The organism is Bacillus vallismortis (assembly GCF_040784915.1).
Taxonomy (GTDB): domain Bacteria; phylum Bacillota; class Bacilli; order Bacillales; family Bacillaceae; genus Bacillus; species Bacillus subtilis_G.
This window is the reverse complement of record NZ_CP160797.1, coordinates 3,092,851-3,106,968: the sequence shown is the minus strand read 5'-3', so window position 1 is coordinate 3,106,968 and position 14,118 is coordinate 3,092,851. Positions and strand designations below refer to the sequence as shown.

The window sequence follows — 14,118 nt, the reverse complement described above, 5'->3', positions numbered from 1 at the left end:
ATTCATCCTTCTTTCTCTATTTAAATTTCGTATGAGGTGAAGAGCATGTGGACCTGGAAAGCAGACAGACCTGTTGCAGTCATTGTGATGATTCACGGAGCAAGTGAATATCACGGACGATATAAATGGCTGATTGAAATGTGGAGATCTTCGGGTTATCACGTTGTCATGGGCGACTTGCCGGGTCAGGGAACAACGACAAGGGCAAGAGGTCATATTCGCTCATTTCAAGAATACATTGATGAAGTAGATACTTGGATAGATAAAGCACGAACCTTTGAGCTGCCGGTTTTTCTTCTTGGACACAGCATGGGCGGCCTGATCGCGATTGAATGGTTTAAACAGCAAAGAAATCCCCGGATCACGGGAATTATTTTATCATCACCGTGTCTCGGACTGCAAATTAAAGTCAATAAAGCGCTTGATCTTGCATCAAGAGGCCTAAATGTCATCGCTCCGTCGCTTAGGGTTGATTCGGGTTTATCAATTGATATGGCGACGCGTAATGAGGATGTCATCGAGGCCGACCAAAACGACTCGTTATACGTCAGGAAAGTATCTGTCAGGTGGTACAGAGAACTATTGAAAACAATTGAGTCAGCGATGGTGCCGACAGATGCGTTTTTGAGAGTGCCGCTTCTTGTGATGCAGGCAGGTGACGACAAGCTTGTTGACAAAACGATGGTGATCAAGTGGTTTTCAGGTGTTGCTTCCCGAAATAAAGCGTACAGAGAGTGGGAAGGGCTTTATCATGAAATTTTTAATGAACCCGAAAGAGAAGATGTCTTTAAAGCAGCAAGAGCGTTTACTGATCAATATATTTGAACGAATTGGGGGTGCATGTGTTGACAGTACCGGAACATCCTTTTGGACTGATGGCAAAAGTATATCGAGATATTTTTCCGCTCGTTCATCAAGAGCTGGACATATGGAAGCGAAAATCAGAATCAATTCATAACAGTGAATTAAAAGCACAGGCAACCGCAAGTATTCGAGACAAAACGTTTCACTGTGAAGGCGGCGGCATACTGGCGTTATTGTCAGGCAATCAAAAGCAGAAATGTGTCGAGTTTATCATCGCGTATCAAACGATCAGTGATTATCTGGACAATCTGTGCGACCGCAGCACCTCACTTGACCCGCAGGATTTTCGGATGCTCCACGCCTCAATGCAGGACGCACTGACAGTGGGAGCGGAGCCGCGCAATTATTATCAATTCAGAGAAGAACAGGATGACAGCGGGTATTTGCATGAATTGGTCAAAACGTGTCAGCGTGTTCTTGGTTCAATTGAGCACTACGACATGATTAAACCGTATCTGCTTGAACTATGCGGCTATTATTGCGATTTGCAGGTGCATAAGCACGTCATTGAGCATGAGCGTGTTCCGAGGCTTGAGAAGTGGTTTACTCAATATGAATCAGAGCTTCCTGAGATGGAATGGTATGAATTTTCGGCTTGTGCAGGCTCTACATTAGGCATTTTCTGTCTTGTTGCGTATTCATTCCAGCCTGATTTCACGGAAAACACCGCTAAAAAAATTCGCAATAGTTATTTTCCTTACATACAAGGTCTTCACATTCTGCTCGATTATTTGATTGATCAGGAGGAGGACTTGCTGGAAGGGGACTTGAATTTCTGCTCGTATTATCAATCGCATGAAGAAATGATGAAGCGGCTTGAACACTTTATCCAAAAAGCCGATGAACATTTGCACGGCATTCCGCATGAAAACTTCCATCGTTTAATCAATCGCGGCTTGCTGGGCGTTTATTTGTCAGATGATAAAGTGGCGGGCCAAAAGGAAATGGGCCGGCTCGCGAAGAAGCTGATCAAAGCCAGCGGAAAAACCTCCTTTTTCTTTTATATCAACGGCAGAGCCTATCGAAAATTTCAAAAAATAGCCTGGATGAAAAACTCAAAGAAAAAAGCTCAAATCATTTGCTGATTTGAGCTTTTTTTTCGATGGCGACAATAAATGGCGGATCATTTTGCTGATTGATAAATCCATATGTTAACACACGAGCTGATTGCTGATCCAAGTCTCGGCAAAAATCGAGCACGTCGTTTTTTTCAGCTTTGCCTTCCGGGTGGCCATGATAAACAACCAGAACAATCAAGCCCCCATCTTTCATGATGCTGAGAAGCTGCTCAATCGCTTTGATGGTTGAATTTCCGTTGGTCGTAACCGACTTGTCCCCGCCCGGCAGATAGCCAAGGTTAAACACAGCGGCAGCCACTTTGCCATGTGTTTCCGGCGGGAGGGATTCAGCGATTTTGTCATGGCTTTTGTGAAATAACGTTGTTCGTTCTTGATATGTCTTACCGAGCCGATCCTTCGTGTTGGCTACGGCTGATTCTTGGATGTCGAATGCGTACACATGGCCGTTTTCACCGACAAGCTCCGCTAAAAACTGCGTATCATGGCCGTTGCCCATCGTTGCATCTACGACGATATCTCCTTCCCCCGCTGCCATTTTCAGCAGTTCTTTGCTGTAAGGAAGGATTTTTTTCAAAATCATAGAGCTGATTCCTCCTCAAGATGTTGGAAGAACTTCCCTTGATAGCTGCCGCGATTTTCAAGTTCTTTATTAATGGCGCCTAGTACTTCCCATTTGTTGACGCTCCACATTGGCCCGATCATCAACTCAATTGGTCCGTCACCTGTAATGCGGTGGACGATCATTTCCGGCGGAATGATCTCAAGCTGATCACAAACGAGCTGCACATATTCATCTTGAGAAAGGAAATCCAGTTTTCCCTTTTCATATTGCTTGACCATCGGCGTGCCTTTCAATAGGTGCAGCAGGTGGATTTTAATGCCCTGGACGTCCAAATCTGCGACGGCCTTTGCGGTTTCCATCATCATGTCCCGGTCTTCCAAAGGCAGTCCGTTGATAATATGGGAGCAGACACGTATGCCGTGTTTTCTTAACTTATTGACGCCTTCCACATAACAGTTAAAATCATGTGCGCGGTTGATCAGAAGAGCAGTCCGTTCATGAACCGTTTGAAGCCCAAGCTCCACCCACAAATACGTGCGTTCATTCAGTTCTGCCAAATAGTCAACGACATCATCGGGCAGACAGTCCGGACGTGTGGCGATCGAAATGCCGACCACATCGTCTAGGGCGAGAACGGATTCAAATTTCTCACGAAGCACCTCAACCGGCGCGTGAGTATTGGTGAAGGCCTGAAAATAAGCGATGTATTTTCCGTCCTTCCATTTTTCGTGCATGCGGTTTTTGATGTCATGGAATTGCGTAATTAAATCATCGGCCCGGTTTCCGGCAAAATCGCCTGAACCTGCTGCGCTGCAAAAAGTGCAGCCGCCGTGGGCAACGGTGCCGTCCCGATTCGGACAGTCAAAGCCGCCGTCAAGCGCCACTTTAAACACCTTATGGCCGAAATGTTCTCTAAGATGATAATTCAATGTATGATAGCGTTTTTCCGTATTTGAATAAGGAAAAGGATTGTTCTGCATCACAATTCATGTGCCTCCTTGCGTACGATTGCATCCTAAAATTGTAGCACGCATTTCACAAGAGAACAAATGAATATCGACCATAAATTACTTTATTGAACGAAGTGAGATGGGGCTACAATATGAGTGATGGATTGTTTCCATTACCAAGAGGAGGGGTTACTGTGGCAACAAGACAATCAGTAGATGAACATCTCCAGCAATGTATGCAGGCGTATGATGATGCTGAAGAACAGCTTAAACTCGCTTCAAAACAAGAGCATTATAACGACCAAGAATACAGTGACGCGCAAATGCAGCTTGAAAATGCGGTAAATGCTTTAAATAAGCTGTGGCTGTCGTCAAATGACCAGCAGAGAGAACAGCTGTACAGAATGAGGCTTCAGCTTCAAGCTTTGCAAAATAATATGATCCTGCATCACCCTCTTGATGTGTAAGAAACGGACCCTTTTGACTAAGGGTCCGTTTTTTTGTAAAAAAAGGATTGACTTTAGGCGTAAAAGTATTTATTGTATTGAGTGTACTAATTGATGTAATACACTATAGACACTCAAAATAGATTAGTCAATTTAGATTGAAATGAAGGAGGCAGTTATGAAACATAAAAAACGAAACAAACGTAACTTGCCGATGCTGATCGCGGCATCTGTGATCGCTTGTTCTTTTTTTCTTGTTCTTGTGATGATCGGTTTTGAATGGCAAAAAAGTATAATTGATCAGTTTTATTTATAAAAGGTTCAGATCGTATAGAAAGTAGGGAAGTAAATGATTCAAATCGATCCAAGAAGCTCAACACCCATTTACGAACAAATCATTCAGCAAATGAAAGAGCTTTGTTTAAAAGGGATCATGACGCCTGGTGATAAGCTTCCTTCTGTCAGAGAATTGGCGACGATCATTATTGCGAATCCGAACACTGTCAGCAAAGCGTACAAAGAGCTTGAGCGTGAAGGGATTATCGAAACGCTGCGGGGCAGAGGGACCTATATTTCGGAGCAAGCGAAAACAACTTTGGTTGAAGGGAAGATGACGATGATTAAAGAGCAACTTAAACAGCTCATCATCGATGCCCATTATGCAGGGGTTGAGCTGGAAAAACTGCAAAAATGGATGAAGGAAATCAGCATGGATGTGAAAGGCGGGCAAGAGGATGATTGAATTACGGCAGCTGTCAAAAACGATTGACGGCAATCAAGTATTAAAAGATGTTTCATTAACGATTGAAAAAGGAGAAATCTTCGGGCTCCTCGGCCGCAATGGGTCAGGCAAAACGACGATGCTCCGTTTAATCCAGCAAATCATTTTCGCAGACAGCGGGACGATTTTGTTTGACGGCGTAGAAATCAAAAAGCATCCGAAGGTCAAACAAAATATTATCTACATGCCCGTTCAAAACCCTTTCTACGACAAGTATACATATAAGCAGCTTGTCGACATCCTGAGAAGAATTTATCCGAAATTTGACGTCACCTACGCGAATGAGTTGATGAATAGATACGAAATTCCAGAAACGAAAAAGTACCGTGAGCTGTCGACGGGCCTGAAAAAACAGCTGTCTCTCGTTCTGTCGTTTGCGGCGAGACCGGCGCTGATTCTCCTTGATGAGCCGACAGACGGAATAGACGCGGTGACAAGGCATGATGTGCTGCAGCTGATGGTCGATGAAGTGGCGGAGCGTGATACGAGCATTCTGATCACCTCCCACCGGCTTGAGGACATAGAGCGGATGTGCAACAGAATCGGTTTTCTCGAAGATAACAGGCTGACGAATGTGATGGATCTTGATGAGCTAAAAGAGGAATACATCAAAATTCAAATGGCGTTTGATACAGATGTCAACTTGGAGATCAGAGAACAAAATATTCCGATGCTCGATCAGGCCGGCGTGTTCTATACGGTCCTGATTCCGAAAAGCGACGAAGAGAAGAAGAACTTTTTAAGAAAGCTGAAGCCAAAAGTGTGGAACGAGCTTCCTGTCAACTTGGAAGAAGTGTTCATTGCGAAGTTTGGAGGGAAGCGGAGATGGTAGACCGAGGTCTCCTCTATCGAGAGTGGAAACAGAATCAAGTGGTGATTTTGCTAAGTATTGTGTTTTTAGTGCTGGCAAATCCGCTCTCTATTGTGAATACGTATTTGTCTTATCAAGGATGTCTTGCTCATCAAGACCCGCAATATTGTGATTTTATTGTCAATTATAGAGTAAGCAATCTGATAGACATCAACTGGATGCCAGGTGTCATTTTGGCGGTTTGCTTCTTGGGAATGGAACGTTCGAAAGACACGATGGATTTTATATTAAGCCTCCCATATAACAGAAGCCAAATTTTCCAGACGAAATTTTGGTTAGGCGGTTTAGTGATTATGCTGTCGCAATTGCTTGGCTTTTTACTTGCTTGGCTGCTAATTCTTGTCTATAACCCTGAACACGTCTACTTTTTTGAGCACGGCAGTGTTGGAGTAATCGTCATTAGTTTTATGGCTTACTGTTTGTTGATGGCCGCTGGGGCATTAACGGGGAATGTTTTTGCCCAGTTATTAACGGCCTTTGCTGCTGCGGCATTACCATATTTAATTGTTGCATTGCCGGTTGGAAACTTTGAAGTTGTTTTTGGTGTGAGTATATGGGAAATGTTCCCTTCCCCTGAGGCGTATTTCTCCCTGGCAAGTAATTTATCATATCTTGTACCTATTGGTTACGTTGCAAATGGATGGCTGTCTGACAGTAAATATATTTTATTGATTCCAGCTGCCATGAGCATTCTGTTTTACTTGATTGGCTATATAAGCTTCAAAAAGCATCCAAGTGAGCGAAACGGACACTTTTTCCTTTGGAACAGATTAGACCGTCCTGTACAAATTCTGGTTATGTCTTTCGGTATTCTTGGTTTTGGTTTATTTGGATATTCAGCCGGACATTCCATCATGGGTTACATTTTTGGAATGATTATTGGAGCCGTAGTTGGATTTTTTGTGAGCTACTTCTCTATTTATAAGAAAACGAAACATTAAGAAATACTTTCGGTTTGGAGGGAAGTGATGTGCCGGATTCCGGGCTATTTTATAAAGAGTGGAAGCAAAATAAAGCGCTGCTCATCATGATTTTTTTGGTATTTATGCTTAGCAATCCTTTTACCGTATTAAATACGTACATCTCATATCAAGGCTGCGTGGCTAATCAGAACGAGTGGGTCGGCCCCTGCGTATTCAGTGTTGATTATTTAAACGGCACATTCATTTCATTCTTTTGGATTTGGGGAGTCGTTTTAGCGGTCAGCCAGCTTGGAATTGAACGTAGCAAGAGCTTCTTTGATTTTACATTAAGCCTTCCATATACACGAGGGCAGATATTTAATGCGAAGTTCCTCACCGGTGGAATAGTGATTGTGGTACCGCAGCTCGTAGGTTATCTTTTATCTGTTTTGCTGCTCGTGCTTTTGAAGCCTGATCAGGCCGTTTATTTTCACAACTACAGTTTGGGAATGATCATTGTCAGCGTCTTAGCTTATTCTTTGGTTATGGCTGGCGGAGCTCTGACGGGTCATATTTTCGCACAGCTTTTGGTCTCATTTACCGTGGCTATTTCGCCGTTTTTACTCATCAGCCTGCCTATGATCAACCTCGAGATCCTTTTTGGCGGATCAATAGAGTTCATTCATGGTCCAGTACCAGAATGGGTGCGGTATTTAATTCCAATAACCTATGTAGACTCGAAATGGGTGGAGAATTCACCTCATTATTTAGTGATTCCGGCTATCATGACTATCATCTTCTACATCATCGGCTATATTAGTTTTGTCAAACTGTCTAATGAAAGAAACGGGTATTTCTTCTTATGGAAGCCGCTTGACCGTCCGGTGCAGATCATCGTTATTATCATAGGAATCATGGGCTTCGGCTATTTTGGATTTTCTGCAAGCGAGAGCTTTACCGGTTATCTCATCGGCATGGCTGCAGGCGCGGTAATTGGTTTCTTCATCAGTTATTTTGCGATTTATAAAAAAACAAAACATGTGTAAGGGAGAGAATAATATGATTGATGTTCAGCATATCGACCATTCTTTCACGATCGGAAAAAAAGGCCGTGAGAATGAAGTGCCAGTATTGAAAGATGTTTCATTAAGCGTGGCGAAAGGTGAAATCGCCTGTATAGTCGGACGAAGCGGGTCGGGGAAGTCAACGCTTTTGAATTTAATTTCCGGCTACATATCGCCGACAAAAGGGCGGATTGTCATTAACGGAACTGATGTCACTGGCTTTAATGAAAAGGAATGGGCTCAGTTCCGCCTTGAACACTTTGGGTTTATTTTTCAAAGCTTTCAGCTCATCCCGGGGTTAACGACGTATGAAAATGTTGAAATGCCGCTGGCGTTAAAAGGAATCAAACCGTCTGAGCGCAAGCAAAAGGTGCAGGACATGCTGAAACGCGTCGGTCTGGAGAATCACGCCGCTCATTATCCGAATGAACTGTCAGGCGGCCAGCAGCAGCGTGTCAGTATTGCGAGAGCGTTGATTTTAAATCCATCCATTATTTTAGCGGATGAGCCGACGGGAAGCCTTGATTCAGAAACGGAACAGGAAGTGCTGGATTTGATTCAGCAGCTGAACCGCGAGCGGGGCATTACATTTGTGATCATCACTCACGATGATGAAGTCGCTTCTATCGGACATTCGAAATTTCAGCTTCATGACGGTGTGTTAAAAGGGGGAGTTACTGTTGAGGTTTAAGGATCAGGTTCATTTTATCAGAAGAAATATGAAGAAAAACAGGCTCCGTGTCTTTATGACAATTCTTGCGACAACAATGGCGTGTGCGTTTTTGGTTGTGCTGTCGTCGGTTGGATTCGGGATTCAAAAGACGATTACGGATATGACGATGAGCCAGCAGGTTGTGACGAAAGTCAGTGTAATGGGCAAGGAAGGCGATAAGCCCATTAAAAAAGCAGATTTAGAGAAGTATGATCATGTAAGGTCAGTTGTAGAAAGAACACAAGTGTATGAACCAAACAAAGCAACTTTAGGCAATCGCACAAATGAAAGTTCTAATCTCATCTTTACCAATATGAACGATGAACTAAAGGCCAATATGGAGTTGGATAAAGGAAGAGTCGCAAAGTCGGAAAATGAAATTGTAGTAGGATACGACTTTGCAAAGGGATTATTGACGAAAAAAGAATCGGAAGCGTATAACAAAAAAATAGAGGAAGCAAAAGGAAACCCGGAAGATATAAAAGAACCAGACGGCTATACAAAAGATATTCTGAACAAAACGATTGAATTAAGTGTATCAAAAACAAATCCTAAAACAGGGGATGTTGAAAAAACAAAAACATATGATTTTAAAATTGTCGGTATTACAAAAAAGCCATCTCAAGATTGGATGGAGGACTCAAACATTTTCATCAGTGATCAATTCAAGAAGGATTTTTCGGAATTCTTAGATTTCAAAGGCGGAAATGTTGAAAAAAACACTGGCGTTTTTGCTGATAAATTTGAGAACGTGGAACAGCTGACAAATGATCTGACAGATGATGGATACTATGTCACATCAGTTACTACCGAGCTTGAGGGCGCCAACACCTTCTTCATGGTCTTCAAAATCGGCCTGATCTTTGTCGGATGTATCGCGGTTATCATCTCTGCGATCGGCATTTTTAACACGATGACGATGGCGGTGACAGAAAGAACGCAGGAGATTGGCATTATGAAAGCGATTGGGGCGAGTCCGTCCATCATTCGCCGAATGTTCCTGATGGAAAGCGCGTATATCGGAATTTTAGGCTGTGTGATTGGGATTATCATTTCTTACGGCGTAAGCTTCCTTGTCAATCTGGCTGTCCCGATGATTCTCGCGGCGACAAGCGGAAGTGATGCGGGCGATTTGAATTACACCTTCTCCTACATCCCGGCCAGCCTTGTGATCATCGCTGTGGTGATTTGCGGAGGGGTAGCCGTGATTTCCGGGATGAACCCGGCGAGAAAAGCGACCAAAACCAACGTGCTGACAGCGTTAAGAAGAGAATTATAATGCGTACGAGCCGGCTGAGACAGCCGGCTTTCTCTATGGCGTATGATGGTGTTTTGCTATACACTTGAATAAAAAAGGAAAAAGCGCGGTGAGTCGATTGTTTAAACTTTTGCTGATTGAAGATGATGAATCGCTGTTTCATGAAATCAAGGATCGTTTAACGGGATGGTCTTATGATGTATATGGCATTCAAGATTTTAGTCAAGTGCTGCAGGAATTTGCAGCGGTTAAGCCTGATTGTGTCATTATTGATGTTCAGCTTCCTAAATTTGACGGGTTTCATTGGTGCCGGCTGATCCGCTCCCGGTCAAATGTTCCGATTCTCTTTTTATCCTCCCGGGATCATCCTGCTGATATGGTGATGTCCATGCAGCTCGGGGCAGATGACTTTATTCAAAAGCCGTTTCATTTTGATGTGCTGATTGCGAAAATCCAAGCGATCTTCCGGCGTGTGTATCATTATAATACAGAGCCGAGCACGCTCAAAACGTGGTGCGGGGCTGCCATAGACGCGGAGCAGAATCTCGTCAGCAATGACAAAGGCTCTGTTGAACTGACGAAAAATGAAATGTTCATTCTCAAACAATTAATAGAACAAAAAAACAAGATTGTCAGCCGTGAAGAGCTGATCAGAAGCTTGTGGAACGATGAGCGGTTTGTGAGTGATAATACGCTGACCGTCAATGTCAATCGCCTGCGAAAAAAACTGGACGCCCTGCAGCTTGGCACATATATCGAGACGAAAGTCGGCCAAGGCTACATGGCGAAGGAAGAGGATCATTTCTATGATTAAAGCATTCCTTACTGAAAGGCGAAGCTGGATTGCCGTGTTTTTGTTTCAGCAGGTTTTGATGCTCTTCATTGCTTTTGTTGATTCCTCGATTTCATTTAACAATGTTCTTTATATGGTGTATTTGTGTATCTTGTTTTTTATCATTTTCATTTGGGTCCGCTATCTGAAAGAAACGGCGTTTTATAAAAGCTTGAAAACTTGGGAGAACAATCTTGATGTGACAGCGATAAATGAACCGGAAACGCCGTTTGAATCGATGGTTGAACGAAGCATTACCGGACAAACGGAGCATTTAAAACAAACCGCAGCCCGGCATCGCTTGGCATTAGAAAATGAAAAAGATGAGCTGATGGCATGGATTCACGAGGTCAAAACTCCATTGACAGCGATGCATTTACTCATCGATAGAATGGAAGACCAAGCTTTGAAATCCCAGCTGTCATATGAATGGCTGCGTATTCACCTGCTTCTTGACCAGCAGCTTCATCAAAAGCGCATGTCATTTATTGAGAATGATCTGTCTGTAGAATGCATTCAGCTTCAGCCCATCATTTTTAAGGAAATCAAAGATTTACAGTCGTGGTGTATCCAAAAAGGGATCGGCTTTGATATTCAGCTGGAAGCTGAGGAAGTGCTAAGCGACGCAAAATGGCTGGCGTTTATCATCAGGCAGCTGCTGACAAACGCGGTGAAATACAGCGAAGCCTCCGACATTGAAATCAAAAGCGTTCAAAAAGGGGAGCAGACGCAGCTTGAAGTGAAGGACTTTGGCAGGGGCATTGATCTCAAAGATGTGCCCCGCATTTTTGATAAAGGATTTACATCCACAACGGACCACCATAATCAAGGGTCCACTGGCATGGGGCTGTACTTGGCGAAAAAAGCCGCGGCCCCGTTAATGATCCATATTGATGTACGTTCGGAGTCCGGTGCGGGAACCGTTTTTACATTAACTTTCCCCAAACGGAATCAATTTGAACGAGTCATAGGCGTGTGACGAAAATGTCACATGCTTTTCTTTTTTGTTCGCCGTATCGAAGGAAAAGCCCGGCATTCCTTTTTATAATGAGAGTATCCAATATAAAGGAGATTATAGGAATGATGATCTTACAAGCGAATAAAATTCGAAAAAGCTATGGAAACAAGCTGAATAAACAAGAAGTGCTCAAAGGCATTGATATTCATATTCAAAAAGGTGAATTTGTCAGTATTATGGGGGCGTCAGGTTCTGGGAAAACAACTTTGCTCAATGTTCTGTCCTCCATTGATCAGGTCAGTGACGGAACCATTAACATTGACGGAAATGACATGACATCAATGAAGGAAAAGCAGCTGGCTGAATTCAGAAAACAGCATTTAGGTTTTATCTTTCAAGATTACAATCTGCTGGATACGTTGACAGTAAAAGAGAATATCCTCCTGCCGTTGTCGATTACAAAAATGCCCAAAAGCGAAGCGATTCGCAAGTTCGAAGAGGTGGCGAAAGAGCTGGGCATTGATGAACTCCGTGATAAGTACCCAAATGAAATTTCCGGCGGCCAGAAGCAGCGCACATCTGCCGCGAGAGCATTTATTCATGAACCGAGCATTATTTTCGCAGATGAGCCGACGGGCGCGCTTGATTCAAAATCAGCCTCTGATCTATTAAACAAGCTGAGCCAGCTCAATCAGAAACGCAATGCTACGATTATCATGGTCACCCATGACCCTGTCGCTGCCAGCTACTGCGGAAGAGTGATTTTTATTAAGGACGGGCAAATGTATACACAGCTAAATAAAGGAGGCCAAGACAGACAAACGTTTTTCCAGGACATCATGAAAACGCAAGGCGTGTTAGGCGGGGTGCAGCATGAACATTAATCAGCTCATCCTAAGAAATCTGAAAAAGAATCTTCGGAATTACTATTTGTATGTGTTTGCGCTGATTTTTAGCGTGGCGCTTTATTTCGCCTTTGTCACACTCCAATATGATCCTGCGATTAATGAAGTGAAGTCTTCAATCAAGGGAGCCGCTGCCATTAAAACCGCTTCGATTTTGCTTGTGGTCGTGGTGTCGATCTTCATATTATATGCCAATACGATTTTTATTAAGAGACGGAGTAAAGAAATCGGGCTTTTTCAATTAATCGGAATGACGAAGCATAAAATCTTTCGCATCTTAAGTGCGGAAAATATGATGCTGTATTTCAGTTCCTTAGCGATCGGGGTAGCTGCGGGGTTTTCGATATCGAAGCTTGTCCTGATGATTCTGTTCAAAATTGTCGACGTCAAAGCTGATGCGAAACTGCATTTTTCCGGTCAGGCCTTGATCCAAACGATCATTGTATTCTGCGGCATTTACCTTTTAATCATGGTGATGAATTATACGTTTATCAAAAAACAAAGTATTTTATCTTTGTTTAAAGTGACGTCATCTACTGAAGACCAAGTGAAGAGAATATCATTTTTCCAGATGCTGATCGGCGCTTTAGGCATCGTGCTGATTTTGACAGGATACTATGTGTCTTCTGAGCTGTTTGGCGGTAAATTTAAGACCCTGAATGAACTGTTCGGCGCGATGAGCTTTATTCTGGGGACTGTCATTGTCGGAACGTTTCTCTTTTATAAAGGTTCGGTTACGTTTATCTCGAACATCATTCGAAAAAGCAAGGGCGGCTACTTACATATCTCCGAAGTCCTGTCACTGTCATCAATCATGTTCAGAATGAAATCGAACGCGTTGTTATTGACGATTATTACAACCGTTTCAGCGCTCGCCATTGGGCTGTTATCGCTCGCTTATATTTCGTATTACTCGGCAGAAAAGACCGCTGAACAAAATGTAGCGGCTGATTTTTCATTTATGAATGAGAAAGATGCCAAAACATTTGAAAGCAGTTTGAATGAACGCAACATTTCATATGTGAAAAAAGAAACCCCTTTCCTGCAAGTGAATGTTGACATTGCAAATATTATGGATGGAGACCCGAAGGAAATGCAGGGTGACCCCCATAACATGCAGCTTGCGGTTGTGAGTGACAAAGAGGTGGAACAGGTCGATGTGCCAGAAGAAGAAGCCGTTTTATCCGGATATAACGATTTACTGCAAAAAATCATGGGCTTAAAAGATTCAGGCAGCATAAAAGTGAAAAGCAAGCATAAGACGACATCTCTACAATACAAAGGGTTAAGGAAAGAATTTCTTCTCTCCTTTCCGTTTACGAGCGGGGGATTGCCCGCTGTCATAGTGGATGACAGCCTGTTTCAATATCTGAACAAAAACAAAGATCCCCGTATTCAGCTGGCGCAATCTGAATGTATCACCGTCAATGTGAAGCATGAAGACCAGCTGGATAAAGCGAATGAGCTATTTCAAAAGGTGAACAAGAAAGACCAGCATTTATCAAGGCTGGATGCAAGCATCGCACAAAAATCACTATTTGGTATCGTGATGTTCATCGTTGGCTTCTTAGGATTAACGTTTCTGATTACATCTGGTTGTATCCTTTATTTTAAACAAATGGGTGAGAGTGAAGATGAAAAACCGAATTATACGATTTTGAGAAAACTCGGGTTTACACAAGGCGATTTGATGAAGGGAATACGCATCAAACAAATGTATAACTTCGGCATTCCGCTTGTTGTCGGCCTCTTCCACAGCTACTTTGCCGTCCAATCCGGCTGGTTCTTATTCGGATCAGAGGTGTGGGCGCCGATGATTCTGGTGATGGTGTTATACACCGCGCTCTACTCCATTTTTGGCTTTCTGTCCGTTCTTTATTATAAGAAGGTTATTAAATCGTCGTTGTGAAACAGCAAAAGCTCCAGAGGTTCTG

General features: G+C 43.1%; 16 protein-coding genes. 14 read left to right on the top strand and 2 right to left on the bottom strand.

Annotation, left to right across the window (positions count from 1 at the left end):
• The first annotated feature begins 45 nt into the window (after positions 1–45).
• Positions 46–825, top strand: a complete 780-nt coding sequence (gene ytpA, locus ABZM97_RS15310) for a phospholipase YtpA (protein WP_087992895.1) — start codon at positions 46–48, stop codon at positions 823–825.
• A 20-nt stretch (positions 826–845) separates the two neighbouring features.
• On the top strand, positions 846–1,949 hold the full coding sequence (gene tbcS, locus ABZM97_RS15305) for a tetraprenyl-beta-curcumene synthase (RefSeq protein WP_087992894.1): 1,104 nt from the start codon (positions 846–848) through the stop codon (positions 1,947–1,949).
• Here tbcS and ABZM97_RS15300 read toward each other — a convergent pair.
• Positions 1,939–2,523, bottom strand: coding sequence for a class I SAM-dependent methyltransferase (locus tag ABZM97_RS15300; RefSeq protein WP_087992893.1), 585 nt, complete (start codon positions 2,521–2,523; stop codon positions 1,939–1,941). The genes tbcS and ABZM97_RS15300 overlap by 11 nt on opposite strands.
• Complete coding sequence (locus tag ABZM97_RS15295) at positions 2,520–3,488, bottom strand: TIGR01212 family radical SAM protein (protein WP_253268502.1); 969 nt, start codon at positions 3,486–3,488, stop codon at positions 2,520–2,522. Before ABZM97_RS15295 ends, ABZM97_RS15300 begins: the two co-directional genes overlap by 4 nt.
• A gap of 161 nt (positions 3,489–3,649) precedes the next feature.
• On the opposite strand from ABZM97_RS15295, the gene ABZM97_RS15290 reads away from it, so the two are divergent.
• From ABZM97_RS15290 to ABZM97_RS15235, 12 genes are all read left to right on the top strand, one after another.
• Entirely contained in the window at positions 3,650–3,922 is a 273-nt protein-coding gene (locus ABZM97_RS15290; protein ID WP_087992891.1) for a YtzC family protein, read from the top strand.
• A 157-nt stretch (positions 3,923–4,079) separates the two neighbouring features.
• Positions 4,080–4,217: a hypothetical protein gene (locus tag ABZM97_RS15285; RefSeq protein ID WP_003223326.1), complete on the top strand. Its 138-nt coding sequence runs from the start codon at positions 4,080–4,082 to the stop codon at positions 4,215–4,217.
• 33 nt (positions 4,218–4,250) lie between these two features.
• The gene (locus ABZM97_RS15280) at positions 4,251–4,643 is read left to right on the top strand and encodes a GntR family transcriptional regulator (RefSeq protein ID WP_202329157.1); all 393 of its coding nucleotides are present in this window, start codon (positions 4,251–4,253) and stop codon (positions 4,641–4,643) included.
• The gene (gene ytrB, locus ABZM97_RS15275; protein ID WP_087992889.1) at positions 4,636–5,514 is read left to right on the top strand and encodes an ABC transporter ATP-binding protein YtrB; all 879 of its coding nucleotides are present in this window, start codon (positions 4,636–4,638) and stop codon (positions 5,512–5,514) included. Before ABZM97_RS15280 ends, ytrB begins: the two co-directional genes overlap by 8 nt.
• Positions 5,508–6,494, top strand: coding sequence for an ABC transporter permease YtrC (gene ytrC, locus ABZM97_RS15270; RefSeq protein ID WP_202329158.1), 987 nt, complete (start codon positions 5,508–5,510; stop codon positions 6,492–6,494). Before ytrB ends, ytrC begins: the two co-directional genes overlap by 7 nt.
• Positions 6,495–6,523: 29 nt before the next feature.
• Positions 6,524–7,501, top strand: coding sequence for an ABC transporter permease YtrD (ytrD, locus tag ABZM97_RS15265; protein ID WP_202329159.1), 978 nt, complete (start codon positions 6,524–6,526; stop codon positions 7,499–7,501).
• 13 nt (positions 7,502–7,514) lie between these two features.
• On the top strand, positions 7,515–8,210 hold the full coding sequence (ytrE, locus tag ABZM97_RS15260) for an ABC transporter ATP-binding protein YtrE (protein ID WP_087992886.1): 696 nt from the start codon (positions 7,515–7,517) through the stop codon (positions 8,208–8,210).
• Complete coding sequence (gene ytrF / locus ABZM97_RS15255) at positions 8,200–9,510, top strand: ABC transporter permease YtrF (protein ID WP_087992885.1); 1,311 nt, start codon at positions 8,200–8,202, stop codon at positions 9,508–9,510. Before ytrE ends, ytrF begins: the two co-directional genes overlap by 11 nt.
• A 97-nt stretch (positions 9,511–9,607) precedes the next feature.
• Positions 9,608–10,303, top strand: a complete 696-nt coding sequence (bceR, locus tag ABZM97_RS15250) for a two-component response regulator BceR (RefSeq protein ID WP_087992941.1) — start codon at positions 9,608–9,610, stop codon at positions 10,301–10,303.
• Complete coding sequence (locus ABZM97_RS15245; RefSeq protein ID WP_087992884.1) at positions 10,296–11,300, top strand: HAMP domain-containing histidine kinase; 1,005 nt, start codon at positions 10,296–10,298, stop codon at positions 11,298–11,300. The genes bceR and ABZM97_RS15245 overlap by 8 nt, the downstream gene beginning before the upstream one ends.
• Positions 11,301–11,401: 101 nt before the next feature.
• Positions 11,402–12,163, top strand: coding sequence for a bacitracin ABC transporter ATP-binding protein BceA (bceA, locus tag ABZM97_RS15240; protein ID WP_333517374.1), 762 nt, complete (start codon positions 11,402–11,404; stop codon positions 12,161–12,163).
• On the top strand, positions 12,153–14,093 hold the full coding sequence (locus tag ABZM97_RS15235) for an FtsX-like permease family protein (RefSeq protein ID WP_367386929.1): 1,941 nt from the start codon (positions 12,153–12,155) through the stop codon (positions 14,091–14,093). The genes bceA and ABZM97_RS15235 overlap by 11 nt, the downstream gene beginning before the upstream one ends.
• The last annotated feature ends 25 nt before the right edge of the window (positions 14,094–14,118 follow it).

Coding starts and splice junctions, on each gene's coding strand:
- ytrB (WP_087992889.1), top strand. CDS start 4,636: ATGATTGAATTACGGCAGCTGTCAAAAACGATTGACGGCAATCAAGTA.
- ytrC (WP_202329158.1), top strand. CDS start 5,508: ATGGTAGACCGAGGTCTCCTCTATCGAGAGTGGAAACAGAATCAAGTG.
- ABZM97_RS15300 (WP_087992893.1), bottom strand. CDS start 2,523: ATGATTTTGAAAAAAATCCTTCCTTACAGCAAAGAACTGCTGAAAATG.
- ABZM97_RS15235 (WP_367386929.1), top strand. CDS start 12,153: ATGAACATTAATCAGCTCATCCTAAGAAATCTGAAAAAGAATCTTCGG.
- ytpA (WP_087992895.1), top strand. CDS start 46: ATGTGGACCTGGAAAGCAGACAGACCTGTTGCAGTCATTGTGATGATT.
- ABZM97_RS15245 (WP_087992884.1), top strand. CDS start 10,296: ATGATTAAAGCATTCCTTACTGAAAGGCGAAGCTGGATTGCCGTGTTT.
- ytrE (WP_087992886.1), top strand. CDS start 7,515: ATGATTGATGTTCAGCATATCGACCATTCTTTCACGATCGGAAAAAAA.
- bceA (WP_333517374.1), top strand. CDS start 11,402: ATGATGATCTTACAAGCGAATAAAATTCGAAAAAGCTATGGAAACAAG.
- ABZM97_RS15285 (WP_003223326.1), top strand. CDS start 4,080: ATGAAACATAAAAAACGAAACAAACGTAACTTGCCGATGCTGATCGCG.
- ABZM97_RS15280 (WP_202329157.1), top strand. CDS start 4,251: ATGATTCAAATCGATCCAAGAAGCTCAACACCCATTTACGAACAAATC.